This window comes from Sphingomonas sp. ABOLH (genome assembly GCF_003951715.1).
GTDB classification, from domain to species: domain Bacteria; phylum Pseudomonadota; class Alphaproteobacteria; order Sphingomonadales; family Sphingomonadaceae; genus Sphingomonas; species Sphingomonas hankookensis_A.
In genome coordinates this window covers 41,147-64,169 of sequence record NZ_QQWV01000023.1, presented here as the reverse complement: position 1 = coordinate 64,169, position 23,023 = coordinate 41,147, and the positions used below count along the sequence as shown (strand labels likewise).

Here is a 23,023-nt window from a genome sequence, read left to right as displayed (position 1 = left end):
TCATATGTGTCTAAGGGCCAGCCCGCCCCGCAGACTCCGCCGGCAGTAACCCCGTCGCCGACCGGCCCGACGACCGGCGGCACGAATACGGGTGCGGGCACCCCGTCGGGGAACTGACTCGACTCCGTCACTCCCGCGCAGGCGGGAGTCCATAAACGCTATCGTCGCGACTCCGGCCGAAACGCCAGCGGCAATGGATTCCCGCCTTCGCGGGAATGACGAACAGCTACCACGATCGTCACCCCGGGCTTGACCCGGGGTCCCGCTTCTTCTTCTTCGCCGACCAGCAAAAAGCAGGACCCCGGATCAAGTCCGGAGAGACGAAGAAGGACCACGGATCGAACCCCGCCCCCAACCGTTCGCCCCGCATGCCGCACATAGCCATTTGTTCTTGCGCTGTTCCGCGGCTATGGAGGGCGCGATGCTGACGGCGCTTTCCATCCGTGACGTGGTGCTGATCGAGGCGCTCGACCTCGATTTCGCCGCTGGCCTGGGCGTGTTGACCGGGGAGACCGGCGCGGGAAAATCGATCCTGCTCGACGCGCTCGGCCTGGCACTGGGCGCCCGGGGCGACACCGCGCTCGTCCGCCATGGCGCGAAACAGGCGGCGGTCACCGCGATCTTCGCTGCGCCCGTTCCCGATGGCCCGGTCGCCCGGCTGTTCGACGATAACGGCCTCGACCTCGAACCCGGCGAACCGCTCATCATCCGCCGCATCGTAAAGGCCGATGGCGGCAGCCGCGGCTTCGTCAACGACCAGCCCGCCTCGGCCGGCCTCCTGCGCGACCTCGCCCCGCATCTCGTCGAAATCCACGGCCAGCACGACGATCGCGGCCTGCTCAACCCGCGCGGCCACCGCGCGCTGCTCGACGGCTTCGGCCGGATCGACACCGCAACCCTCACGCGCGCCTATCGCGACTGGCGCGATGCCGAAGCGGCGCTGGGCGCGGCGCTGGCCGAGATCGAGGTGGCACAGCGCGACCGCGAATGGCTCGAACATGCCGTCGCCGAACTGACCGCGCTCCGCCCCGAACCGGGCGAGGAGGAAACCCTCGCCGAACGCCGCCGCTCGATGCAGCGCGCCGAAAAGGTCGCGGGCGACCTGACCCAGGTCGAGGAACGGCTCGACGGCCCCAACGGCGCGCTGTCCGCGCTGCGCCAGGCCGCCCGCGCCCTCGAACGCATTGCCGAGGCGCATCCCGCGCTCACCGAATCGCTCGCCGCCGTCGACCGCGCGCTGGTCGAGGCGGAGGCGGCCGAGGTCGCGCTGCGCGAAGCGAGCGATGCGCTCGCCTTCGACGCCGGCGCGCTGGAGGACGACGAATCCCGCCTGTTCGCGCTGCGGGCGATGGCGCGTAAGCACCGCGTCCAGCCCGACGACCTCGCGACCCTCGCCGAGGAGCTCGTCGGCCGCCTCGCCCTGCTCGAATCGGGCGAAGCCGGTCTCGGCAAGCTGGAGGCCGCGGTCACCAAGGCGCGCGCCGCCTATCAGAAGGAAGCCGACCGCATCCACGCCGCCCGCCTCGACGCGGCGGCGCGCCTCGATGCGGCGGTGGCCGGCGAACTCGCCCCCCTGAAACTCGACGCCGCCCGCTTCCGCACCGTCGTCGCCGAACTGGACGACGGACAATGGTCGTCCTCTGGCCGCGACCGGGTGGAGTTCGAGATTTCGACCAACCCCGGCGCACCCTTCGCGCCGCTCGCCAAGATCGCGTCGGGCGGCGAACTGTCGCGCTTCATCTTGGCGCTGAAGGTCGCGCTCGCCGAAGAGGGCGGGGCGGCGACGATGATCTTCGACGAGATCGATCGCGGCGTCGGCGGCGCGGTCGCCTCGGCGATCGGCGACCGCCTCCACCGCCTGTCGCGCGCCACGCAATTGCTGGTCGTCACCCACAGCCCGCAGGTCGCGGCACGCGGCGACCGCCACCTGCTGATCGCCAAGCGCCACGACGGCATCGTCACCCGCACCGGCGTCCGGCCGCTGTCGAGCGACGAACGCCGCGAGGAAATCGCGCGGATGCTCTCGGGCGCCGAAATCACCGACGAGGCGCGCGCCCAGGCCCGGCGGCTGATCGAGCCGGCATGACGCAGCCGCCACGCACGCCCGATGGCCGCTATATCGTGGTCGACGGCGTGCTGTGGCGCGCCACCCGTCCCGACCTGTCCAACACCGAGCGCGAACGCCTCGTCCACGCCCTGATGGACGCCCGCCGCGCGGTGGGCGTGGCCAAGCGCGCCGGCGACGACGCAGCGGTGGCGACGGCCCGCAAGGCGGTCGATGCGGCGAAGATCGCGCTTGGCGAACGCGGCCCGGTCTGGTGGGCCGACGGCGCGCCGGACTATAACCGGCACAAGGTCGAGAACACCCCCTATGCCGCCTGGTGGGCGGTGCGGCAGCCATCCCTCCCAACGTCACCCCGGACTTGATCCGGGGTCCCGCTTCTTCTTCTACCTGGACCCCGGATCAAGTCCGGTGCGACAGTAACGCGAGAAACCGCGAACCTACTCCCGCCGCGCGTTCCAGTTGAACAGGAACCGGCGATGCTCGGCCCATGTCTGCCCCTCGACCATCCCGCCACGCAGGCAGCCGCTGCTGTGATACGGCCCGACGCCGTCGCTGGTCCGGAAACTGACGCAGGTCCGCCCGCGATCGGTCTTCCACCGGCCGCCCTCGATGTCGCTGTCATAGAAACGGCCGGTGACCGACCCGTCCGCCGCCAGGTGCAGCTCCATCGTCTTTACATAGGGTTTGGTGGGATCGTTGCTCAGGTCAACCTGCCACCTGCCTTCCAGTGGGTTGACCGGTTCGGCAGCGGCCAGCGGTGCGGTGATCAGTATCGCGGAAAGCAGCATTCGGCGCATGGCGTTCCTCCATGGAAACGGGTCTACCGCAAGCGAACCGGACGGTGTCCCGGCGCAGGTCAGGATCTCCTCATGATAGCATGAGACGCGAACCGCACGAGGCCCGGTCTTCGGAGGCCAATTTCTATCCAGAAGGTCATCGGCGCAGCCGGTCCGCACCCGCCAATCCCCCGCTTTCCTACAGGGAGTCGGCCTGTCAATATCGCTCCGCTCTTTGACAAGTGGACCGCTATTGCGCGGCAATTGCAAATTTTGCGCGAAACCGTGGTTAGTGTGAACTTAGTGAACTTATTTGGGAAAACCGTTTGTTTTCAATGGTGCGACACCGGCAAAGCCAGCGTCGAGGTCGATCGTGCCCCCGGCACGATCTGCGGACTGCGGGGCAGTCCGCACCTCGACGCTCGTCGGACGGCGCTTCTCGCGCCGCCGGCCGGACGCGCCTCACCCGGCGCGTCAGATCGCGCTGTTCTTCGCCGCCTTCGTCTCCGGATCGAACATATAATGGTGCCACGCGAACACCGTCGCCGCGCTGCGGTGCGGGCGCCACCCCTCCGCCAGCTCGCGGATCTGCTTCTCGCTCGGCCGCTCGGGCAGGCCCAGGATGCGCCCGATCTCGACCTGCACCGCCAGGTCGCCCGCCGGCCAGACGTCCAGCCGCCCCTCGGCGAAGAGCAGGTAGATTTCGGCCGACCACCGCCCGATCCCCTTCACCCGCACCAGCTGCGCGATCGCTTCCTCGTCATCGTCGGGCAGGTTGGCAAGGTCGAGTCGCCCGCTCAGCACCTCGTCGGCAAGACTGCGGGCATAGCCGCTCTTCTGCCGCGACAGCCCGGCGGCGCGCAGTTCCTCGTCGGTCTTGGTCGCGATTCGCGCGGGATCGCTGGCATCGCCCAGCAACGCCTCCAGCTTCTTCCACACCGCATCCGCCGCCTTGTAGCTGACCTGCTGCCCGACGATGGTCCTCAGCAGCGTCACATAGCCCCGCTCGCGGATGCGCGGTTCGGGATAGCCGGCATAGGCCAGCGCCGCCGCGAACGCCGGCTCGCGCTCGGCCAGCGCATCCAGCGAGGTGCGCAGCTGTTCGGCGGAAAGTCCCATGGCCGGTCCTTGAAAAGCGCCGGTCGCCCCGGCATGGGGCGGCGGACAGGAGAAGATTCGATGCCAACGATTACCGTCGTCGACCGTGCCGGGAAAGAACGAACCGTGGACGCGGAGGTCGGGCTGTCCGTCATGGAAGTGCTCAAGATCAACGGCTTCGACGACATCCTCGCTTTGTGCGGCGGCTGCTGTTCGTGCGCGACCTGCCACGTCCATGTCGACGCCGCCTATCTCGACCGCCTGCCGCCGGTGAGCGAGGACGAGGACGACCTGCTCGATGCGGTCGAGGATCGGGATGCGACCTCGCGGCTGTCGTGCCAGTTGCCAGTGAGTGAGGCGCTGGAAGGGATGAGGGTCACCATTGGGGCCGAGGATTGAAGACGAAGCAGCGATAGCTGGTTCGCATCAATGCCGGCACGGCCGGCGGGGCAACGCCCCGACCGACGGCATGGGCTTTGCCCATGCCGCGCCCCGTATGCGGAGAGGCGTTCTCGGTCGGGCTAAAGCCCGCCGGCCGGCACGGGGATGATGCGAACCAGCTATTGCTGCTCCGTCTTCATCCCTCGTGCGTCGCCACCGCATACAGCGCGATCGCCGCCGCATTCGACACGTTCAAGCTCTCGATCCGGTCCGAAATCGGCAGCTTGGCAAGGATGTCGCAATGCGCCGCGGTATTCTGCCGCATGCCCTCGCCCTCGGCCCCCACCACCAAAGCGACCCGCTTCGGCCCCAGCGCCTGTGCCAGCGTCGTCTCGGTATGGCCGGTCAGCCCGACGCGCCAGTACCCGGCATCGCCCAGCTCGACCAACGCCCGCGACAGATTGACCACCCGGACCCACGGCACGCTCTCCAGCGCGCCGGAAGCCGAGCGCGCGACCGTACCCGATTCGGGCGGCGCATGCCGGTCCTGCGTCACCACGCCCAGACAGTCGAACGCCGCCGCCGACCGCAGGATCGCGCCGACATTATGCGGGTCGGTCACCTGGTCGAGCAGCAGGATCGGCCGGTCGTCGTCGCGCCCCTGTTCGATCAGGTCGGCCAGCCAGATATCCTCCAACGGATCGGCCTCGACCACGATCCCCTGGTGCGGCGCGTCGGAGGGGACGAGGCGGGCGAGGTCGGCGGCCTCGGCGAATACCACCGGCACGCCTTCGGGCAGGACCAGCTGCGACCCCATTTCGCGCGTGCACCAGATCTTGCGGATCACCCGCTCGGGATTGTCGAGCGCGGCGAAGGCGGCGTGCCGGCCCCAGAAGCGGGGGCGTTGCGGCGATGCCTTGCTGGGGCGGTGTCCTTTGCGGGCCATGACGGTCTTTCGTGTGTTCAAGGGAGTGCGGCCGGGGTCGGCACAGCTGATCGCCGCGTCATAGCCGCGACGGGCGCATGGGCGCAAATCGGCAACAAAGTTGCAGGCAGGCGTTGACAGCGCCGCGCGGGAGCGGCAATGGGCGCCCTCGCTCGAGCGGCATGGCCCGTTTGAGTGGCGGCTGGACAGGTGGCCGAGTGGTTAAAGGCAGCAGACTGTAAATCTGCCCGGGTTTCCCGTACGCTGGTTCGAATCCAGCCCTGTCCACCACCGCCCGCGCACTGGCGCGGCGGTGCCCCAGCGGGAGGCAGTCATCCCGACCCCCATGATCTTCGTCCTTGCCGCCCTGTGCGAGATCGCGGGCTGCTTCGCCTTCTGGGCATGGTGGCGGCTCGACCGCTCGCCCTGGTGGCTGATCCCCGGCATCGCCGCACTGATCGCCTTCGCCTGGCTGTTGGCGCAGAGCGACACGGGCGGAGCGGGGCGCGCCTATGCGGCCTATGGCGGCGTCTATGTGCTGGGCGCGGTGCTGTGGGGCTGGGCGGTCGAAGGGCTGGTGCCCGACCGGTTCGACCTGATCGGCGCCACCTTGTGCATCGCCGGCTGCGCCGTGATCCTGTTCGGACCGCGATAAGGGGGTTGGAGCGGGTAACGGGAATCGAACCCGTGTATTCAGCTTGGAAGGCTGCTGCACTACCATTGTGCTATACCCGCCCACGCGCTTGCGTGTCAGGGCGATGCCCCTGCCACAGCAATGCGGGGCAGGTCAACCGCCCCCTTGCAACGCCTTGCTTTTGCAGCGGATGACCCTATTGCTCCGGCCATAAGGTGCCGGGGGAGGGCGCGATGGTGAACGAAATGGTGGCCGCGCTCGGCGATGTGCTGAACCCGCATGGGCCAGCGGTACAGGCGGCCAAGAGCTATGCGCCGTCCGATTACTCGATCCACTTCTTCCTGCAATTGGCGGTGATCCTGCTCGCCTGCCGCGTGGTCGGCTGGGCGGGCAAGCGCTTCCTGAACCAGCCGCAGGTGGTGGGGGAGATGATCGCGGGCGTGGTCCTCGGTCCCTCGCTGCTCGGCCTGTTCTTCCCCGATCTCCAGGCGGCGATCTTCCCCAAGGAAACGCGTGGGCTGCTCTATGCGGGCGCGCAGCTGGGAGTCGGCCTCTACATGTTCCTCGTCGGCCTGACGCTGCGGCTCGACCATTTCCAGACCAAGGCGAAGAGCGCGGCGATGGTGTCGGCGGCGGGCATCGCCATGCCGTTCCTGCTGGCGGTGCTGGTCACGCCGATGCTGCTCACCGTGCCGGGCCTGTTCGCCGAAGGCATCTCGACCGGCAGCGCGACCCTGTTCATGGGCGCCTGCATCGCGCTGACCGCCTTTCCGATGCTCGCGCGGATCATTCACGAACGCGGCCTTGCCGACACGGCACTCGGCACGCTGTCGCTGACTGCCGGCGCGTTCGACGATGCGGTGTCGTGGTGCGTGCTGGCGATCGTGCTCGCGACCTTCGGTGCAGGCGCGGGCGTCGCCATCGTCGCGATCGGTGGCGCGGTGCTCTACGCCGCCTTCCTGATCCTGTTCGGCAAGCAGTTGCTCGCCCCGCTTGGCCGCGCGGTCGAGGCGAAGGGCGAGATGAGCATGACCGTGCTGTCGATCACGCTGATGCTGTTCTGCCTGTCCGCCTTCTTCATGGACGCGATCGGCATCCATGCGATCTTCGGCGGCTTCATCCTCGGCGTGTTCATGCCCCGCGGGCTGTTCGTCGAGGAGCTGAAGCGAAAGGTCGAGCCGCTGGCGGTCGTCCTGCTGCTGCCGATGTTCTTCACCTATTCGGGGCTGAACACGCGGATGGATACGGTGAGCTCGCTGCCCCTCCTGCTGATCGCGCTGGGCATATTGACGGTGTCGATCCTCGCCAAGTTCGGTGCCTGCTGGGCCGCCGCACGGATCGCCGGCGAGGACAACCGCACCGCGCTCGGCATCGGCGCGCTGATGAACTCGCGCGGGCTGATGGAGCTCATCATCATCAATATCGGCCTGCAAAAGGGGATCATCGGCCCGACGCTGTTCGCGATGCTGGTGCTCATGGCGATCGTCACGACCGTCATGGCGACCCCGTTGTTCGAGGCGGTCTATGGCAAGCGGGCGCGGGCCAGCGGCGAACTGGGCGGCGTTCCGGCCTGAGCTTGGCCTACACTTTGGTGCGGCCATGCGTTCTGCGCTGGCGTTCCCCTTCAGGACGCCATAAATCGCGCGCACAATGGCAAAGATCACGACCCCGCGCCCGGTCCGCGGCACCCAGGATATTTTCGGCGACTTCGAACGGCGCTTCACCCATGTCGCCGAGACGTTCGAGCGCGTGCGCCGTCTCTACTGCTTCAGCCGCGTCGAAGTGCCGGTGTTCGAATCGACCGCCGTCTTCGCCCGATCGCTGGGCGAGACGACCGACGTCGTGTCGAAGGAAATGTATTCGTTCGAGGATCGCGGCGGCGATTCGCTGACGCTGCGCCCCGAATTCACCGCCGGTATCGCCCGCGCATATCTGACCGAGGGCTGGCAGCAATATGCGCCCTTGAAGCTCGCGACGCACGGCCCGGTCTTCCGCTACGAACGCCCGCAAAAGGGCCGCTATCGCCAGTTCCACCAGATCGACGCCGAGGTGATCGGCGCGGCCGAGCCGATGGCCGATGTCGAACTGCTGGCGATGGCCGACCAACTGCTCAAGGAACTGGGCATCGCCGATGGCGTGACGCTGCAGCTCAACACGCTGGGCGATGCCGCGACGCGCGACGCATGGCGCGCCGCCTTGGTCGAGCATTTCGACAGCCATCGCGGCGAGCTGTCCGAAGACAGTCTCAAGCGGCTCGACAAGAATCCGATGCGCATCCTCGATTCGAAGGACCCGCGCGACCGGCCGATCGCCGATTCGGCGCCTGGGATCGATTCGTTCCTGACCGCCGAAGCCGCCGATTTCTTTGCGGCGGTCACGTCCGGGCTGGACGCGGCGGGGGTCGCATGGACCCGCAATGACCGGCTGGTGCGCGGCCTCGACTATTACCGCCACACCGCGTTCGAATTCGTCACCGACCGACTGGGCGCGCAGGGCACGGTGCTCGCCGGTGGACGCTATGACGGTCTGATCGAAAGCCTTGGCGGGCCGGCGACGCCGGGCGTCGGCTGGGCGGCGGGGATCGAGCGGCTGGCGATGCTGCTGGAGGAGCCCGAAGCGCCGCGCGCCGCCGTCTGCGTCATCCCGCGCGAGGGCGGGGCGGATGCCGCCGCGATGACTTTGTTGCAGGATCTGCGCGCCGCCGGTGCCGTCGCGGACATGGCCTATCGCGGCAACCTCAAGCGGCGCATGGCGAAGGCCGATGCGCAGGGCGCGTCGATGGTCGCGCTGGTCGGTGCCGACGGGGCGGTGACGGCGAAGCTGCTCGCCAGCGGCAAGCAGGTCGACCTCGCCAGCGAAGACCGCGACGCGTTCCTCCACGCCGCTACGCTCTATTCGGACGGGATCGCCGATAGTGACGTCGAGGGTGATTCGGTGCTGGAGGAAATGATCGGCGAGTGGCGTCAGGGCCTCTGGCAGGTATCGGACGACGAATGACCATCGCCCCCGAACGCATCGCCCAGATCGAGGCGCGGCGCGACGAACTGGCGGCGCAGATGGCGACCGGCGACCTGCCGGGCGACCGCTTCGTCGCGGTGTCGAAGGAATATGCCGAGCTCGAACCCGTCGCGGCGGCGGCGGGCGAGGTCCGGCGGCTGCGCGCCGAGAGCGAGAGCCTGACCTTCATGACGCAGGACGCCGATGACGACCTGCGTGCGATGGCGGTGGAGGAACTCCACGCCAACCGCGCCCAGCTGGAGGCGGCGGAACGCGCGCTGGCACTTGCTCTGTTGCCGCGCGATGCGGCCGACGAACGCGCCGCGATGCTGGAAATCCGCGCCGGCACCGGTGGCGACGAAGCCGCCCTGTTCGCGGGCGACCTGTTCCGCATGTATCAGCGCTATGCCGACACTCGCGGCTGGCGGGTCGAGCTGATCTCCGCCTCGGTGTCGGATGCGGGCGGGTCACAGGAAGGCGTCGCCAGCGTCACCGGCGCGGGCGTGTTCGCGCGGATGAAGTTCGAAAGCGGCGTCCACCGCGTACAGCGCGTGCCGGCGACCGAAAGCGGCGGTCGCATCCACACCAGCGCCGCCACCGTCGCCGTCCTGCCCGAGGCCGAGGATGTCGACGTGCAGATCGACGACAAGGACCTGCGGATCGACGTGTACCGCTCGTCGGGACCGGGCGGCCAGTCGGTCAACACCACCGATTCGGCGGTACGCATCACCCACTTGCCGACCGGGCTGGTCGTCATCCAGCAGGACGAGAAGTCGCAGCACAAGAACAAGGCGAAGGCGCTGAAGGTCCTGCGCACCCGCCTGTACGAGGCCGAGCGCCAGCGGCTGGCCGACGAGCGTGCCGGCACCCGCCGGTCGATGGTCGGCTCCGGCGACCGCTCGGAGCGCATCCGCACCTATAATTTCCCGCAGGGGCGGGTGACCGACCACCGCATCAACCTCACCCTCCACCGCCTTCCCGAAATCCTTGAGGGCGAGATGGATGAACTGATCGGCGCGCTGATCGCGCAGGACGAAGCGGAGCGGCTGGCGACGCTGGATGGCTGATGCGCGCACGAGCGTAAAACAAGAAGAAAGGAAGGTCGTTTTCACGCGAAGGCGCGGAGACGCGGAGAAGTTGCGTTGCGGGCAAGGTCCTGTGCCGTCAGGCACTTCATCTCTTGCGGACAGTATGCGAAGCGCGGGATCGCTGCGCGATCGGTATCGGCGAACGCTGATCCTCCGCGTCTCCGCGCCTTCGCGTGAAAACGACCTTTTCTTTAGCGTCCGCCCATGACCACGCTTCGTCACGCACTGACGCAGGCAACGGCCCGCATCGCCGACGTCTCCGACTCCCCCCGCCTCGATGCCGAACTCCTCGCCGCCCATGCGCTAGGCTGTACGCGCGAGGCGATGCTGCTCGCCCGCCTCGACGATCCGGTTCCGGCCACCTTCGCAGCGCTGGTCGAACGCCGCCTGACCCAAGAACCGGTCGCCTATATCACCGGCAGCCGCGCCTTCTGGACGATCGACCTGCTGGTCGGCCCCGGCGTGCTGGTCCCCCGCGCCGACAGCGAGACGCTGATCGAGGCGGCGGTCGACCATTTCGCCGGCCGCGCCCCGCAGCGCATCCTCGACTTGGGCACGGGCCCCGGCACCTTGTTGCTCGCCGCACTCGACGAATGGCCCCAAGCGACCGGACTGGGTGTCGACGCCTCGGAAGTCGCGCTCGACTATGCGCTGCGCAATGGCGCTGCGCTGGGAATGGCGCAGCGGGTGGCGTGGCGACAGGGCGACTGGACCGCCGGCATCGACGGCCGCTTCGACTTGATCCTCGCCAACCCGCCCTATATCGGCACCGACGAACCACTGCCGCGCGAGGTCGTTGGCCATGAACCGGCGGCGGCGCTCTTCGCCGGGCGCGACGGGCTCGACGATTACCGCCGGATCGTCCCCGAACTGCGCCGGCTGCTGGCACCCGATGGCATCGCCGCGATCGAGATCGGGTACGAACAGGGCGACGCGGTCATGGCGCTGGTGCGCGCCGCCGGGTTGCCCGCGCGGCTGGTGCGCGATCTGGGCGATCGGCCGCGCTGCGTAATTACGGGTTGATCCCGTCATACGCGGACCCCATCTTTCCGCTTGGAGAACCCCGCAGCAGCCGCTAAGACCGGCAGCGGGGCAGGCACCATCGACCACGGCGTCGATCGCGGGGCGTGGCTCCTTCCATCGTCATCAACCACTGTCGTCCGGTGGTCATGGCAGGCGGACGGTGCCCGTGCATCGTTTCGCGAAGTGGCTCGCACCCGGGATCGCGAGATCGACGGACAGGTAAGGACAGGACAACCAACCCTTGATGAACAATCGTCAGGCCGGCCGCCGTCGCGGTCGCGGTGGCCAGCGTCAGCCGGGAAGCGGCGGCGGTGGTCCGCGGGACAACGGCAACCGCATCGACAACCGTGCGCGTGGTAACGCCGCGCAATTGCTGGAAAAGTACAAGAACCTCGCCGCCGATGCGCAACGCGCCGGCGACCGGGTGAACACCGAATATTACCTTCAGTTCGCCGATCATTATTTCCGCGTGCTCGAAGCCGGGCGGTCGCGGGTCGAGGAACAGCGCCGCAGCCGCGACGAGTTCGACGGCAACGACGAGGATGATTTCGACGGCGACGGCGACAATGGCGCCGAGACCGGCGGCCAGGATCGCGGCCAGCGCGACGACCGTGGGAATCGCGACGATCGCGGCCAGCGCGAAGATCGCGGCAATCGCGACGATCGTCAGCCGCGCGCCCAGCGTGAGTATCGCGACGACCGTGGCCCGCGCGAAGAACGCCAGCCACGCGAGGAACGCCAGTCGCGCGACGATCGCGGCCCGCGCGAAGACCGCCCGCAACGGGAAGACCGTCCGCAGCGCGAGCGCCTGCGTCGTGACGGCGGCCGGACCACCGCGCCCGCCAATGACGGTGCGGAACTGCGCGGCGTAGAGGGCGAAGTCGGCACGCAGCAGAACGACGTGGCCGAAGCAGCCCCCGAAGTGGTGGCCGAGGCCAAGCCGGTCCGCCGCCGCACGACCCGCACCCGCGTCGATGCTGCCGCTGCCGAACCGGCCGCCGAAGCGGCTCCGTCGATCGAGGCGGACCGCCTGCCGCCGGCACTGTCGGCGAACGACGATGCGGCCGAACGCCCGCGCCGCCGTCGCCGCGTCCGTGCCGAAGAGGAAGAGGCCGTACCGCCCGCCGCCTGATCGGGCGACGCAGGTCGGACTGAAGGGGCCGGTATCGCTTGCGGGCGATACCGGCCCTTTTCGTTGGGGGTAACAGACAGTCCCGTCACCCCGGACTTGATCCGGGGTCCCGCTTCTTATCAACGGTTGCAGAAGAAGCGGGACCCCGGGTCAGGCCCGGGGTGACGAGGAATCGCATGGTAGCGAACGGTCGAACCGCCCTGCGCCTTTACCCCGCGGCGAACTGGTCGGCGCTGAGCGAATACAGCCCGCCGGTGCCGGCCATCGCCGCCATGCCCAGTCCGCGTGCTTCCGGCACGATCCGGTCCAGATAGAAAGCAACCGCCGCCCGCTTGCGCGCCACGAAGTCGGGGTCGGCCACCTGGTCCAGCGCGCGGCCCTGTCGCTCCAGCAGCCAGCCGCAGGTGCAGGTCGCCAGCATCGTCAGGAACGGATAGCTGCCGGCCAGACGGTCGTCGACATCGGCCTCCAGCATCCAGCGGGCGACCGCGCGCGTGTCGTTCAGCAGGTCGCGCAGCGCGGCATGGCCGACCTCCGCCTCCATCTCGGTGAACAGCGCCTCGACGCCCGCGCCGCCGTCGCCAACCAGCTTGCGCCCGACCAGATCGGCGGCCTGGATACCGTTGGTGCCTTCGTAGATCGGCGTGATCCGCGCGTCGCGATAATATTGGGCGGCGCCGGTTTCCTCGACATAGCCCATGCCGCCATGGACCTGCACGCCGAGGCTCGCGACCTCACAGCCAATGTCGGTGCCGTGCGCCTTGGCCAGCGGCGTGACCAGGTCGAGCCGGGTCTTGGCACCTTCGACGCCCAGGGTCGCGCGGTCGACCTGTCCGGCGGCGTAATAGACCAAAGCACGCGCCGCCATGGTCTGCGCGGTCATGCGCAGCAGCATCCGGCGGACATCGGGATGGTCGATGATCGCCACCGGCGCGCCGCCGGTCGAGGCACGGGCCGACTGCACCCGTTCGCGGGCATAGGCGACGGCGCGCTGGGTAGCGGCCTCCGCGACCTGCACGCCCTGAAGGCCGACATTCAACCGGGCATTGTTCATCATCGTGAACATGGCGCGCATGCCGGCACCCTCCGCCCCGATCAGTTCGCCGATGCAGTCGCCATTGTCGCCGAACGACAGGACACAGGTGGGGGAGGCATGCAGCCCCATCTTGTGTTCGATCGACACCACGCGAATGTCGTTCGTTGCGCCGGGATTGCCATCGGCATCCAGCCGGAACTTGGGGACCAGGAACAGCGAGATCCCCTTAGTCCCTGCCGGGGCGCCCGGGGTGCGGGCGAGGACGAGATGGACGATATTGTCGGCCATGTCGTGATCGCCGAACGAGATGTAGATCTTGGTACCCGTGATCCGCCAGTTGCCGTCGCCAACCGGTTCGGCCCGCGTCGTCAGCGCGCCGACGTCCGATCCGGCCTGCGGCTCGGTCAGGTTCATCGTGCCGGTCCATTCGCCGGTCGCGAGCTTCGGCAGATAGCGTGCCTGCTGCTCGGCGCTGCCATGATGGGTCAGCGCCTCGATCGCGCCGACGGTCAGCGTCGGCGCCAGCGCAAAGCCCATATCGGCGGTGCCGAGCGTTTCGAGCACCGCGGTCGCCACGGCGAAGGGCAGCGCCTGTCCGCCATATTCGGCGGGCGATCCGATCGTGCCCCAGCCCCCTTCGACATAGGCGCGATAGGCGGCAGGATAGCCATCGGGCATCACCACGCCCTCGGGCGTCCAGCGCGCGCCGACCGTGTCGCCCTTGCGTGTCAGCGGCCGCCATTCGCCGGCGGCGAAATCGCCGATCCCGGTCAGGATCGCGTCGAGCAGATCGGGGGTCGCATCGGCGAAGCGCTCTGCCTCGGCCAGGGTTTCGATCCCGGCGGCGTGGGTCAGCACGAAACGCTGTTCGGCGGTGGCGGGGGTCAGGTCCATTTGCCCTCTCTCGATCATTGGTTTTTGGCGGTATAGGCACCGAACCATGACCGCTTCAAACGCTTCGATCACGACCGTTTCCTTACCCTACGGCACGGCGGGAATCGCGGCGGCGGCAAAGGTGATCGCGGGCGGCGGCTGCGTCGCGGTGCCGACCGAGACGGTCTATGGCCTCGCCGCCGACGCGACCGATTCGCGCGCGGTCGCCGGCATCTATGCGGCCAAGGGGCGGCCGGGGTTCAATCCGCTGATCGTCCATGTGCCGGATCGCGCGGCGGCCGAGGCGCTGGCGGTGTTCGACGATGCCGCCGCTCGCCTTGCCGATGCCTATTGGCCGGGGCCGCTGACGCTGGTGCTGCCGATCCGCGCAGGGAGCGGGATCGCGTCGCTGGTGACGGCGGGGCTGCCGACCGTCGCGATCCGGGTGCCAGCGCATGACGCGATGCAGGCGCTTTTGCGCGCGACCGGCCGGCCGCTGGCCGCGCCCTCGGCCAATGCCAGCGGATCGATCAGCCCGACGCGCGCCGAGCATGTCCTGCGCAGCCTGGACGGGCGCATCCCGCTGGTGATCGATGCCGGGCCGACGACGCAGGGCATCGAATCGACGATCATCGCCTGTGTCGACGGACAGGTGCGGCAACTGCGCCCCGGACCGATCCCGCACGAGGCGGTCGCCGGGTTGCTTGGCGTCGACATCGGCGGCGCGGGGGAAGGGATCGAGGCGCCCGGGCAGCTGGCGAGCCATTATGCCCCGTCCAAGCCGGTCCGGCTGAACGCGACCCGCGCCCAGGACGGCGAATGGCTGATCGGGTTCGGTGCGGTCGCGGGCGACGATACGCTGTCGGCGAAGGGCGATCCGGTGGAGGCGGCGGCACGGCTGTTCGACGCGCTGCATGTCGCGGACAGCGCGGATCGCCAGCGGATCGCGGTGGCGCCGGTGCCGGAGGCGGGGCTGGGCGCGGCAATCAACGACCGGTTGCGTCGCGCTGCGGTGCCGACGGGGTAGGGCTCAGGCGTTCCGCACCTTGCAACGCTTCTTCGTTACCCCGAGGCTACCCATCTTTAACGCTTTGTCCCGTAACCATTCTTGGTACGAAAAGGACCAAGTTTGTGAGCGGACAGGACCATATCGATTTCGAACAGCGGCTGGCGGCGTTCGACTATGACGACCGCAGCTATGGCGCGTTTCCGCGGGTCAAGCGCGCGATCGAACGCCATGCGCCCGCGGCGCTGACTGCGTTGTACCGCCATATCGCCAGCACCGCGTCGCTGCGGGGGATGTTCGCGTCGCAGGCGCGGATGGACCATGCCCGCGACAAGCAGATGGAGCATTGGCGCAAGCTGTTCTCCGGTCCGATCGATCGCGACTATGCCGCCGCCGCGACCAATATCGGGCAGGTGCATGCCCGGATCGGGCTGGCTCCAACCTGGTATATCAGCGGCTATGCCCGGATGCTGGAACATGTCCTGCCCCGGCTGGTGCTCGGGCGGCTGGGGCTGCCGTTCGGAGCGCGGGCACGGGCGCGAGCGGTGACCGCGCTGGTCAAGGCGTCGCTGATCGACATGGACATCGCGCTCGCCGCCTATTTCACCGCCGAACAGGCGGGGCGCCGCGCGGTGATCGAGCGGTGCGGCGCCGCGTTCGAGCGGATGGCGCAGGGTGACCTGACGGTATCGCTCGACGGGCTCCCGAACAAATATCAGGCACTGGCCGACAGTTTCGAAGCGATGCGGGCGCAGATGTGCGAGACGCTGGGCATGGTCACCCGCTCGGGCGAGCAGATCCGCATCGGATCGGGCAATATCCGCCACGCCTCCGACGACCTGTCGCAGCGGACCGAGCAGCAGGCGGCGAGCCTGGAGGAAACCGCCGCGGCGATGGACCAGATCACCAGCACGGTGCGCCAGACCGCCGATGGCGCGTCGCGTGCCGACCGCATCGTCGGCGAGGCGCGCAGCGAAGCCGAGGAATCGGGCCGGATCGTGCAGCAGGCGGTCGATGCGATGGGCGGTATCCAGCGGTCGTCGGCGGAGATCAGCGAGATCATCAGCGTCATCGACGGCATCGCGTTCCAGACCAACCTGCTGGCGCTGAACGCCGGCGTGGAGGCGGCGCGGGCAGGCGATGCCGGCAAGGGCTTCGCGGTGGTCGCGTCCGAAGTGCGTGCGCTGGCGCAACGCTCGGCCGATGCCGCCAAGGACGTGAAGGTCAAGATCACCGCATCGTCCGATCAGGTCGAGGCCGGGGTCGATCTGGTCAACGCCACCGGACAGGCGCTGCAACGGATCATCGGCCGGATCGGCGAGATCAGCGAGCTGGTGTCGGGCATCGCCACCTCCGCCGCGCAGCAGTCGATCGGGCTGCAACAGGTCAATACCGCCGTGTCGGAAATGGATAACGTGACCCAGCGCAACGCGGCGATGGTCGAGGAAGCGACCGCCGCCGCCCGCGTGCTGGCGCAGGAGGCCGAGGTGCTGGCCACCGAGGTCGCGCGCTTCCGGGTCGATGGCGGGGCGGGGCCGGTCAACGAAGTGCACCGGATGCAGCAGCGTATCGCGGCGGCCTGACCGGGCGACTGTTCGTCGTCGGCTTGCAAAGGCGGGTCTGAATTTGGAAACGGGCCTCTTGGAATTAGGGCGGATCGACATGCGCCCTCAAACCTCACCCCGGACTTGTTCCGGGGTCCACGGTGCGGCGATCTGTGCGATTAACGCTTCTTGCGACAGCGTTCGCGGTCCGGTGGACCCCGGAACAAGTCCGGGGTGACGGGATGGGGATAACCTGACCCCGCCTTCCGGGGTGCGGTAGCCGGGGCCGGGGCGGCCGGAAATCCGTGCTGTATCCGTACCCACTCCTGCAAACCGGTTGCGCCGCGGCGATGCGCGTGCTTGGGATCGCACGGGATCGGGAAGCAGTATGGCCAGCCGCGCAATCAATGGACGGGTCGAGGCTGGCGCGACGGGTACGCGCTGGCTGGACGACTATCGCGCGCTGGCGCCGCAGGGCGACATGCTCGCCGCGGCCGAGAGGCTGGACCGTGCCGCATGGGAGGCGGCGTTCGAGGAACTGGCGGCGCTGCCCGGCAACGGCCTGTCCGGCGCGCGCGAGCGGGCGCAGCGCCATGCCGACGATATCGGCACCGCCTACCGCGCTGCGGGCGAGAATGAGGAGCGCCGCTGGCCACTCTCCCCCGTCCCGCTGCTGATCGGCGCGGAGGAATGGCGCGGCATCGCCGAGGGGATGGCCGAGCGCGCCGACCTGTTCGAGGGTGTCATCGCCGACATTCATGGCGAACAGCGGCTGGTGGCCGAAGGCGTGCTGCCGGCGATGCTGGTGACGGGATCGCCGCTGTTCCTGCACCCGATGGTCGGGCTGACCCCACCGGGTGGGCACCAGCTGCATTTCGTCGCCGCCGATCTGTGCCGCGGACCGGACGGGCGCTGGCGGGTGCTGGCCGATCATCTGCGCGTGCCGGTCGGGGCGGGCTATGCGCTCGAAAACCGGCTGGCGATGGGGCGGACGCTGGGCGGATTGCCGTCGCGGATGAATGTCGAGCGGCACGCACCCTTCTTTGCCGCGATGCGCGCCGGGATCGCCGCCGCCTGCCGCCGGGCCGAGCCGCGCATCGGGCTGCTGACGTCGGGCAAGCTCAACCCCAGCTATCCCGAACAGGCGCATCTGGCGCGCTATCTGGGGTTCCTGCTGGTCGAGGGCGCCGACCTCGCCGTGCGCGACGACCAGCTCTATGTCCGCACCATCGCGGGCCTGAAGCGGATCGACGCGCTGTGGCGGCGGATCGACCCGCGGCTGATCGACCCGCTGGCGTTCGATGCCAATTCGACCATCGGCGTGCCCGGCCTCGTCGATGCGATGGCGGCGGGCAATGTCGTGATCGCCAATGCGCCGGGCGTCGGCGTGCTCGAATCGCCAGCCTTCGCGGCGTTCCTGCCGGCGCTGGGCGAGCGGCTGCTGGGGCGGGCGCCGTCGCTGTCGTCGATCGGGACATGGTGGTGCGGCGACCCGGACGCACGCGCGCAGGTGCTGTCGTCGCTCGACCAGCTGCTGATCGGCCCCGCCTTTGCGGGGCCGGCGGTGGCGGGGTTACCTGATGGCGCGGTGCTGGGTGCTACCCTGGACGGTGCGGCGCGGGAGCGGCTGGCGGCGGCGATGGCACTGCGGCCGCAGGATTATGTCGGGCAGGAGGTCGCCGAACTGTCGACCATGCCGACCGCGTGCGGTGAGGGGCTGCTGCCGCGCCCCTTCTCGCTGCGCGTGTTCGCGGCGCGGGGGGGAGACGGGCGCTGGGTCGTGCTGCCCGGCGGCTTCGTGCGGATCGGCGACCAGCCCGACGCGCGGGCCGCCGTGATGGGTGAAGGATCATGGTCCGCCGACGTTATCGTCCATGGCCCCGATCCGGTCGCGCCGGTATCGCTGCTGCAACCGACCGACAGCGTGGAACTGCGCCGCAATCCCGGCACGCTGCCCAGCCGGGTCGCCGACAACATGTTCTGGCTCGGCCGCTATCTGGAGCGGGGCGAGGCGCTGCTGGGCGTCATCCGCGTGCTGTTCGGCCATTCGATCTCCGCCGACACCGGCGCCGCGCTGGCGCCCGAAACCGTTGAGCGGCTGGTGACGATCATCGCCGATACCGGCGCGGCGGAGCGTCCGCCCAGCCATCGCCGCCGCGACCTGGTCGATTTCGGGCGCGAGGCGATGGAGGCGGTCGACGGCTGGGGCAGCGTCCGCGCAATCAACCGCATGGCGACCGGCATCGGCGGCGTGTCGCGCGACCGGCTGTCGGCGGACATGGTGCGCCTGCTCGATGCGCCGCATCCGACCACCGGCACGCTGCTCGACCGCGCGGGCACGTTGCAGCGCCGCTATGCCGCGCTGGCCGGGCTGTCGGCCGAACATATGGGGCGGACCGATGCGTGGCGCTTCCATGACCTTGGTCGCCGGATCGAGCGGGCGCTGGCGGTGACGCGCACGCTGCTGGCGGTCGACCTGCGTCGCGCCAATGCCGAGGATCTGTCGACCCTGCTCGACCTCGCCAACAGCCAGATCAGCTATCGCCAGCGCTATCTGATGGGCTTTGCGCGGGTGCCGGTGATTGACCTGATCGCGCTCGACCCCGGCAATCCGCGCGGCATCGCGTTTCAGGTGGAGACGATCGTCGGCCATCTGGCGAAACTGCCGGTGCTGAACGATGCCGGCATCGCCGAACCGCAACAGCGTATCGCCGCGCGCCTGACCGCGGGCATCGCCATGGCATCGGCCGAACGGGTCGATCGCGGCTGGGTGCTGGAGATCAACCAGCAGTTGCAGAAGCTGTCCGACGCCATCGCCACCCGCTATTTCCTGCAGGGGGCGCAGGCGCTGCGCGAAGCCGGGCTGACGCTGGCATGATGCGCTACGCCATCCGCCACATCACCCGCTTCGATTATGAGGAAGCGGCGGGGTTCGCGCGCTGCAACCTCAGGCTCCGCCCGATCCTGTGGTCGGGGCAGACGCTGGAGGACTATGCGCTGCTGGTCGAACCGGGCGGTCATACCCATCCGGCGCGGGCGCAGGCGGGGCTGGCCAATGTCACACGGCTGGTGGTCGAACGGCCCGAACGCACGCTGACGATCGAAAGCCGCGCGACGGTGTGTGTCGAGCGGCCGATCCCGGTGCCGTCGCCGACCGACCCGACGCTGGCCGATATTCGCGCCATGGTCGCAAAGGTCGCCGATGCCGGTCCGGCCAGCCCGGTCAGCTACTTGTTCCCCTCCGCCCATGTGCCGATCGTGCCGGAAATTGCCGAGTGGTGTGCCGAGGATCTGGCCGACGATCGCGGCATCCTCGACGCGGCGATCGCGCTCGCCCGTCGCATCCAGCGCGACTTTGCCTTCGATCCGACCGCGACCCTGGTAGACACGCCGCCCGCCGAAGCCTTCGCCAAGCGCGGCGGAGTGTGTCAGGATTTCGCGCAGATCATGCTGTCGGGGCTGCGCGGCGCGGGGCTGCCCGCCGCCTATTGCTCGGGCTATCTGCGCACCCTGCCGCCGCCGGGGCAGGAGCGGCTGGTCGGCGCGGACGCTACGCATGCGTGGGTGCTGGTGTGGGCCGGTCCCGAACTGGGATGGGTCGGCGTCGATCCGACCAACGGCATCTGGATGGCGGAGGATCATGTCGTGATGGCGATCGGCCGCGACTATGCCGACATCGCCCCGATCGACGGCGTGGTGCTGGGGTCGGGGGCGCAGACGATGCAGGTGTCGGTCGATGTGGAGCCTTTGCCGGTCGGGTAGTTGGTTTGCGATAGGAAGAGGGTTTCACGCGGAGGCGCGAAGACGCGGAGGGGCTCCGCTTGGCGCTGCTTCTCCCGCGCCAGCGGCCCTATTCCATGGTTTCTGCGTAGAGCGTCTGCCGGGGGCACAGGCTCGCCAAGCCGCGCAACCCCCTTCGCGTCTCCGCGCCTTCGCGTGAAAACAATCTTACTTCTTGGTACCCATGGTGAACCCCACCCAACCCGGATTGACGAATCCATAAGGGTTGGGGGATAAAGAACAAACCATGAACGCAGAGTCGTCCACCCTGTCCGCGCTGAAGCGGCAAGTCGCCGCCATGGAGCGGCGCGCGCCGATAGGCAAGGCGGTGCGGGTAGCGACCGGGCATGGCGACATCGACGCCGCGCTGGATGGCGGCATCGCGCGCGGGCGGCTGCACGAGATTTTCGCGGCAGAAGCGGGCGATGCCGGTAGCGCGACCGGCTTTGTCGGCATGCTGTCGATTCGGCTGGGCGGCGGTATCGTCTGGCTGCGCGAGGAGGCGGCGGTGCGCGGGGGCGGGCATCTCCATGCGCCGGGACTGGTCGAGATCGGCGTCGATCCCGCGCGGCTGCTGCTGGGGTTCCTGCCCGATGCGCTGTCGGTGCTGCGCGCGGCGGCCGATGTCGTGCGCTGTGCCGGGGTCGGGGTGGCGGTGATCGAACTGCACCGCGATCCGAAGGCACTCGACCTGACCGCCAGCCGCCGCCTCGCGCTGGCGGCGGAGGAAAGCGGGGTGACGGCGCTGCTGCTGCGCATCGCCGCGACTCCGGTGGCGAGTGCCGCCGATACCCGCTGGGCGGTGCGGTCCTGCGCGTCGCAACCCCTGCCCGCCAATGCGCCGGGCCATCCGACCTTCGACCTCGAATTATTGCGTCTGCGCGGCCGGAGTGCCGATGGCCGCTGGCAAGTGGAGTGGAACCGTGAGCAAGCCGTCTTCACCAGCCCGACCCAGCGGTCGGCGCCATCTGGCGCTGTGGTGGCCGTTCCTGCCGAGCGACCGCTTGCTGCGCCAATACCCCTGCGTCGTGCCGGATGATGCGCCGTTCGTCTGTGTCGAAACGGTGCGGGGGGCCTTGCGCATCGCATCGGTCGACCGCCACGCGCTGGACAAGGGTCTCACCCCCGGCATGGCGCTGGCCGATGCGCGGGCGCAACTGCCTGATCTGGTCGTGGTCGATGCCAATCCGTTCGCCGATCATGGCTGGCTGGAACGGATCGCCGATGCCTGCGACCGGTTCACGCCGCTGGTCGCGCTGGACGGCGGCGACGGGGTGACATTGGACATTACCGGCTGCGCGCATCTGTTCGGCGGCGAGGCGGAGCTGGTGGCGGAGGTCGAGTCGCGCCTCGCCCGGTTCGGGACGCTGCGCCACGCACTGGCCGATACGCCCGATGCGGCGCAGGCGCTGGCCCGGTTCCAGAGTGCCCCGGCGGCAAGCGAGGCGGCTGCGATCCGGCGGCTGGGCGTGGCGGCGCTGCGATTGGACGACGAGATTGCGGTGGCGCTGCGCCGGGCGGGGCTGCGCACCATCGGCGACCTTGCCAGCCGCCCGACCGCGCCGATCGCGGCGCGCTTCGGGGAAGAGACGGTGGCGGCACTGGCGCGCTTGCTGGGCGATGCCGACCAGCGGTTGCGCCCGCGCCGGGCGCTGCCGGCCTTGTTCTTCGAACGGCGCTTCGCCGAACCGATCGCACGCGACGCTGATGTGCTTTCGACGATCGGCGAGCTGGCGACGGAGGCGGAGGCGGAGCTGACCGCACGCGACCGTGGCGGGCGGCGGTTCGCGGTGCGGCTGTACCGGGCCGATGGCGCGCTGCGCGATCTGGCAGTCGAAAGCGGGTTGCCGATGCGCGATCCGCCCTCGATCCTGCGGCTGTTCCGCGAACGGATCGACGCGCTGGCCGACCCGATCGATCCTGGGTTCGGCTTCGACATGATCCGCATGAGCGTGCCGGCGCTCGAACCGCTGGCGCCGACACAGTTGCAGCTCGAAGGGGGAGCGGTCAGCGAGGAGGCGATGGCGGCGCTGGTCGATCGCCTCAGCACCCGGCTGGGGCGCGGGCGGATCGCGCGGGTCGCGCCGGGCGACAGCCATCTGCCCGAACAGGGGGTGCTGACCATCGACGCGATCGACGCGCCGGTGCCGACCGGCTGGGACGCACCCGAAGCGGGCGAGCCGCCGCTGCGTCCGATCCACCTGTTTGACCCGCCACAGCGGATCGAGGTGATGGCCGAAGTCCCCGACGGCCCGCCGCACCGCTTTCGCTGGCGGCGGGTGCTGCATGACGTGATCCGCTTCGAAGGGCCGGAACGGATCGCGGCGCAGTGGTGGCGCAGGGGGCAGACGAAGGTGCGGACGCGGGACTATTACCGGGTCGAGGATGTGCGCGGGCGGCGCTACTGGATCTTCCGGCACGGGCTGTACGATCGCGAGACGCCCGATCCGCTATGGTATGTGCATGGGGTGTTCGCGTGAGCCGCGCGACATCCGGCATCCTCCGCCCCAATCGTCACCCCAGCGCGGGCTGGGGTCTCCTTGTGGCTGGCGCTGCATCCTTGTCGCAGGAGATTCCAGCTTGCGCTGGAATGACGTTCGGGGTGGGCGGGTCAAGGTTGGGCGTTCGCCAAATCGTCATCCCGGCGCAGGCCGGGATCCACCGT

At 69.2% G+C, this 23,023-nt stretch carries 19 protein-coding genes and 2 tRNA genes; 16 read left to right on the top strand and 5 right to left on the bottom strand.

Translation table 11 applies throughout. From position 1 onward, the window contains the following. Nucleotides 1-421: 421 nt before the first annotated feature. Together recN and CA237_RS11995 are read left to right on the top strand one after the other, a co-directional pair. On the top strand, nucleotides 422-2,086 hold the full coding sequence (gene recN / locus CA237_RS12000) for a DNA repair protein RecN (protein WP_066688332.1): 1,665 nt from the start codon (nucleotides 422-424) through the stop codon (nucleotides 2,084-2,086). Further along, complete coding sequence (locus CA237_RS11995) at nucleotides 2,083-2,427, top strand: hypothetical protein (RefSeq protein WP_066688226.1); 345 nt, start codon at nucleotides 2,083-2,085, stop codon at nucleotides 2,425-2,427. Before recN ends, CA237_RS11995 begins: the two co-directional genes overlap by 4 nt. Before the next feature lie 75 nt (nucleotides 2,428-2,502). Here the strand turns inward: CA237_RS11995 and CA237_RS11990 are convergent, their stop codons facing one another. After that, nucleotides 2,503-2,862 (bottom strand): hypothetical protein, encoded by a 360-nt coding sequence (locus CA237_RS11990; protein WP_066688230.1) that lies wholly within the window; start codon nucleotides 2,860-2,862, stop codon nucleotides 2,503-2,505. A 453-nt stretch (nucleotides 2,863-3,315) separates the two neighbouring features. Then, nucleotides 3,316-3,960 (bottom strand): DNA-3-methyladenine glycosylase, encoded by a 645-nt coding sequence (locus tag CA237_RS11985; protein WP_066688231.1) that lies wholly within the window; start codon nucleotides 3,958-3,960, stop codon nucleotides 3,316-3,318. A gap of 60 nt (nucleotides 3,961-4,020) precedes the next feature. On the opposite strand from CA237_RS11985, the gene CA237_RS11980 reads away from it, so the two are divergent. After that, entirely contained in the window at nucleotides 4,021-4,338 is a 318-nt protein-coding gene (locus CA237_RS11980) for a 2Fe-2S iron-sulfur cluster-binding protein (RefSeq protein ID WP_066688334.1), read from the top strand. A gap of 178 nt (nucleotides 4,339-4,516) precedes the next feature. Here the strand turns inward: CA237_RS11980 and rlmB are convergent, their stop codons facing one another. Further along, nucleotides 4,517-5,266 carry a 23S rRNA (guanosine(2251)-2'-O)-methyltransferase RlmB gene (gene rlmB, locus CA237_RS11975; RefSeq protein WP_066688232.1) on the bottom strand — a complete coding sequence of 250 codons (750 nt, stop codon included), beginning with the start codon at nucleotides 5,264-5,266 and terminating at the stop codon, nucleotides 4,517-4,519. A gap of 183 nt (nucleotides 5,267-5,449) precedes the next feature. Here rlmB and CA237_RS11970 point away from each other — a divergent pair. Both CA237_RS11970 and CA237_RS11965 read left to right on the top strand, forming a co-directional pair. Next, a tRNA-Tyr gene (locus tag CA237_RS11970) sits at nucleotides 5,450-5,536 on the top strand. Between the two features lie 55 nt (nucleotides 5,537-5,591). Then, a complete protein-coding gene (locus CA237_RS11965) occupies nucleotides 5,592-5,900 on the top strand; it encodes a YnfA family protein (RefSeq protein WP_066688234.1) in 309 nt (102 codons plus the stop codon). Nucleotides 5,901-5,906: 6 nt separating this feature from the next. On the opposite strand, the gene CA237_RS11960 is transcribed toward CA237_RS11965, so the two are convergent. After that, a tRNA-Gly gene (locus tag CA237_RS11960) sits at nucleotides 5,907-5,980 on the bottom strand. Between the two features lie 132 nt (nucleotides 5,981-6,112). On the opposite strand from CA237_RS11960, the gene CA237_RS11955 reads away from it, so the two are divergent. From CA237_RS11955 to CA237_RS11935, 5 genes are all read left to right on the top strand, one after another. Further along, nucleotides 6,113-7,453 (top strand): cation:proton antiporter, encoded by a 1,341-nt coding sequence (locus tag CA237_RS11955; RefSeq protein ID WP_066688236.1) that lies wholly within the window; start codon nucleotides 6,113-6,115, stop codon nucleotides 7,451-7,453. 76 nt (nucleotides 7,454-7,529) lie between these two features. Then, a complete protein-coding gene (gene hisS / locus CA237_RS11950; protein WP_066688238.1) occupies nucleotides 7,530-8,876 on the top strand; it encodes a histidine--tRNA ligase in 1,347 nt (448 codons plus the stop codon). Further along, complete coding sequence (prfA, locus tag CA237_RS11945; protein ID WP_126014209.1) at nucleotides 8,873-9,943, top strand: peptide chain release factor 1; 1,071 nt, start codon at nucleotides 8,873-8,875, stop codon at nucleotides 9,941-9,943. Before hisS ends, prfA begins: the two co-directional genes overlap by 4 nt. A gap of 225 nt (nucleotides 9,944-10,168) precedes the next feature. Beyond that, a complete protein-coding gene (prmC, locus tag CA237_RS11940) occupies nucleotides 10,169-10,987 on the top strand; it encodes a peptide chain release factor N(5)-glutamine methyltransferase (RefSeq protein WP_066688241.1) in 819 nt (272 codons plus the stop codon). 244 nt (nucleotides 10,988-11,231) lie between these two features. Continuing rightward, complete coding sequence (locus CA237_RS11935) at nucleotides 11,232-12,119, top strand: DUF4167 domain-containing protein (protein ID WP_198158484.1); 888 nt, start codon at nucleotides 11,232-11,234, stop codon at nucleotides 12,117-12,119. Nucleotides 12,120-12,327: 208 nt separating this feature from the next. On the opposite strand, the gene CA237_RS11930 is transcribed toward CA237_RS11935, so the two are convergent. Next, nucleotides 12,328-14,049: an acyl-CoA dehydrogenase gene (locus CA237_RS11930; protein WP_126014207.1), complete on the bottom strand. Its 1,722-nt coding sequence runs from the start codon at nucleotides 14,047-14,049 to the stop codon at nucleotides 12,328-12,330. 46 nt (nucleotides 14,050-14,095) lie between these two features. On the opposite strand from CA237_RS11930, the gene CA237_RS11925 reads away from it, so the two are divergent. The 6 genes from CA237_RS11925 (at nucleotide 14,096) to CA237_RS11905 (ending at nucleotide 22,838) form a co-directional block, all read left to right on the top strand. Beyond that, the gene (locus CA237_RS11925) at nucleotides 14,096-15,055 is read left to right on the top strand and encodes an L-threonylcarbamoyladenylate synthase (RefSeq protein ID WP_066688249.1); all 960 of its coding nucleotides are present in this window, start codon (nucleotides 14,096-14,098) and stop codon (nucleotides 15,053-15,055) included. 104 nt (nucleotides 15,056-15,159) lie between these two features. Next, nucleotides 15,160-16,617, top strand: coding sequence for a globin-coupled sensor protein (locus CA237_RS11920; protein ID WP_126014205.1), 1,458 nt, complete (start codon nucleotides 15,160-15,162; stop codon nucleotides 16,615-16,617). A gap of 349 nt (nucleotides 16,618-16,966) precedes the next feature. Next, nucleotides 16,967-19,456, top strand: coding sequence for a circularly permuted type 2 ATP-grasp protein (locus tag CA237_RS11915; RefSeq protein WP_066688255.1), 2,490 nt, complete (start codon nucleotides 16,967-16,969; stop codon nucleotides 19,454-19,456). Next, a complete protein-coding gene (locus tag CA237_RS11910; RefSeq protein ID WP_066688337.1) occupies nucleotides 19,456-20,340 on the top strand; it encodes a transglutaminase family protein in 885 nt (294 codons plus the stop codon). Before CA237_RS11915 ends, CA237_RS11910 begins: the two co-directional genes overlap by 1 nt. A 265-nt stretch (nucleotides 20,341-20,605) precedes the next feature. Beyond that, nucleotides 20,606-21,397 (top strand): hypothetical protein, encoded by a 792-nt coding sequence (locus CA237_RS20040; RefSeq protein ID WP_241215486.1) that lies wholly within the window; start codon nucleotides 20,606-20,608, stop codon nucleotides 21,395-21,397. Continuing rightward, complete coding sequence (locus CA237_RS11905) at nucleotides 21,363-22,838, top strand: DNA polymerase Y family protein (protein WP_241215485.1); 1,476 nt, start codon at nucleotides 21,363-21,365, stop codon at nucleotides 22,836-22,838. Before CA237_RS20040 ends, CA237_RS11905 begins: the two co-directional genes overlap by 35 nt. Nucleotides 22,839-23,023: the final 185 nt, after the last annotated feature.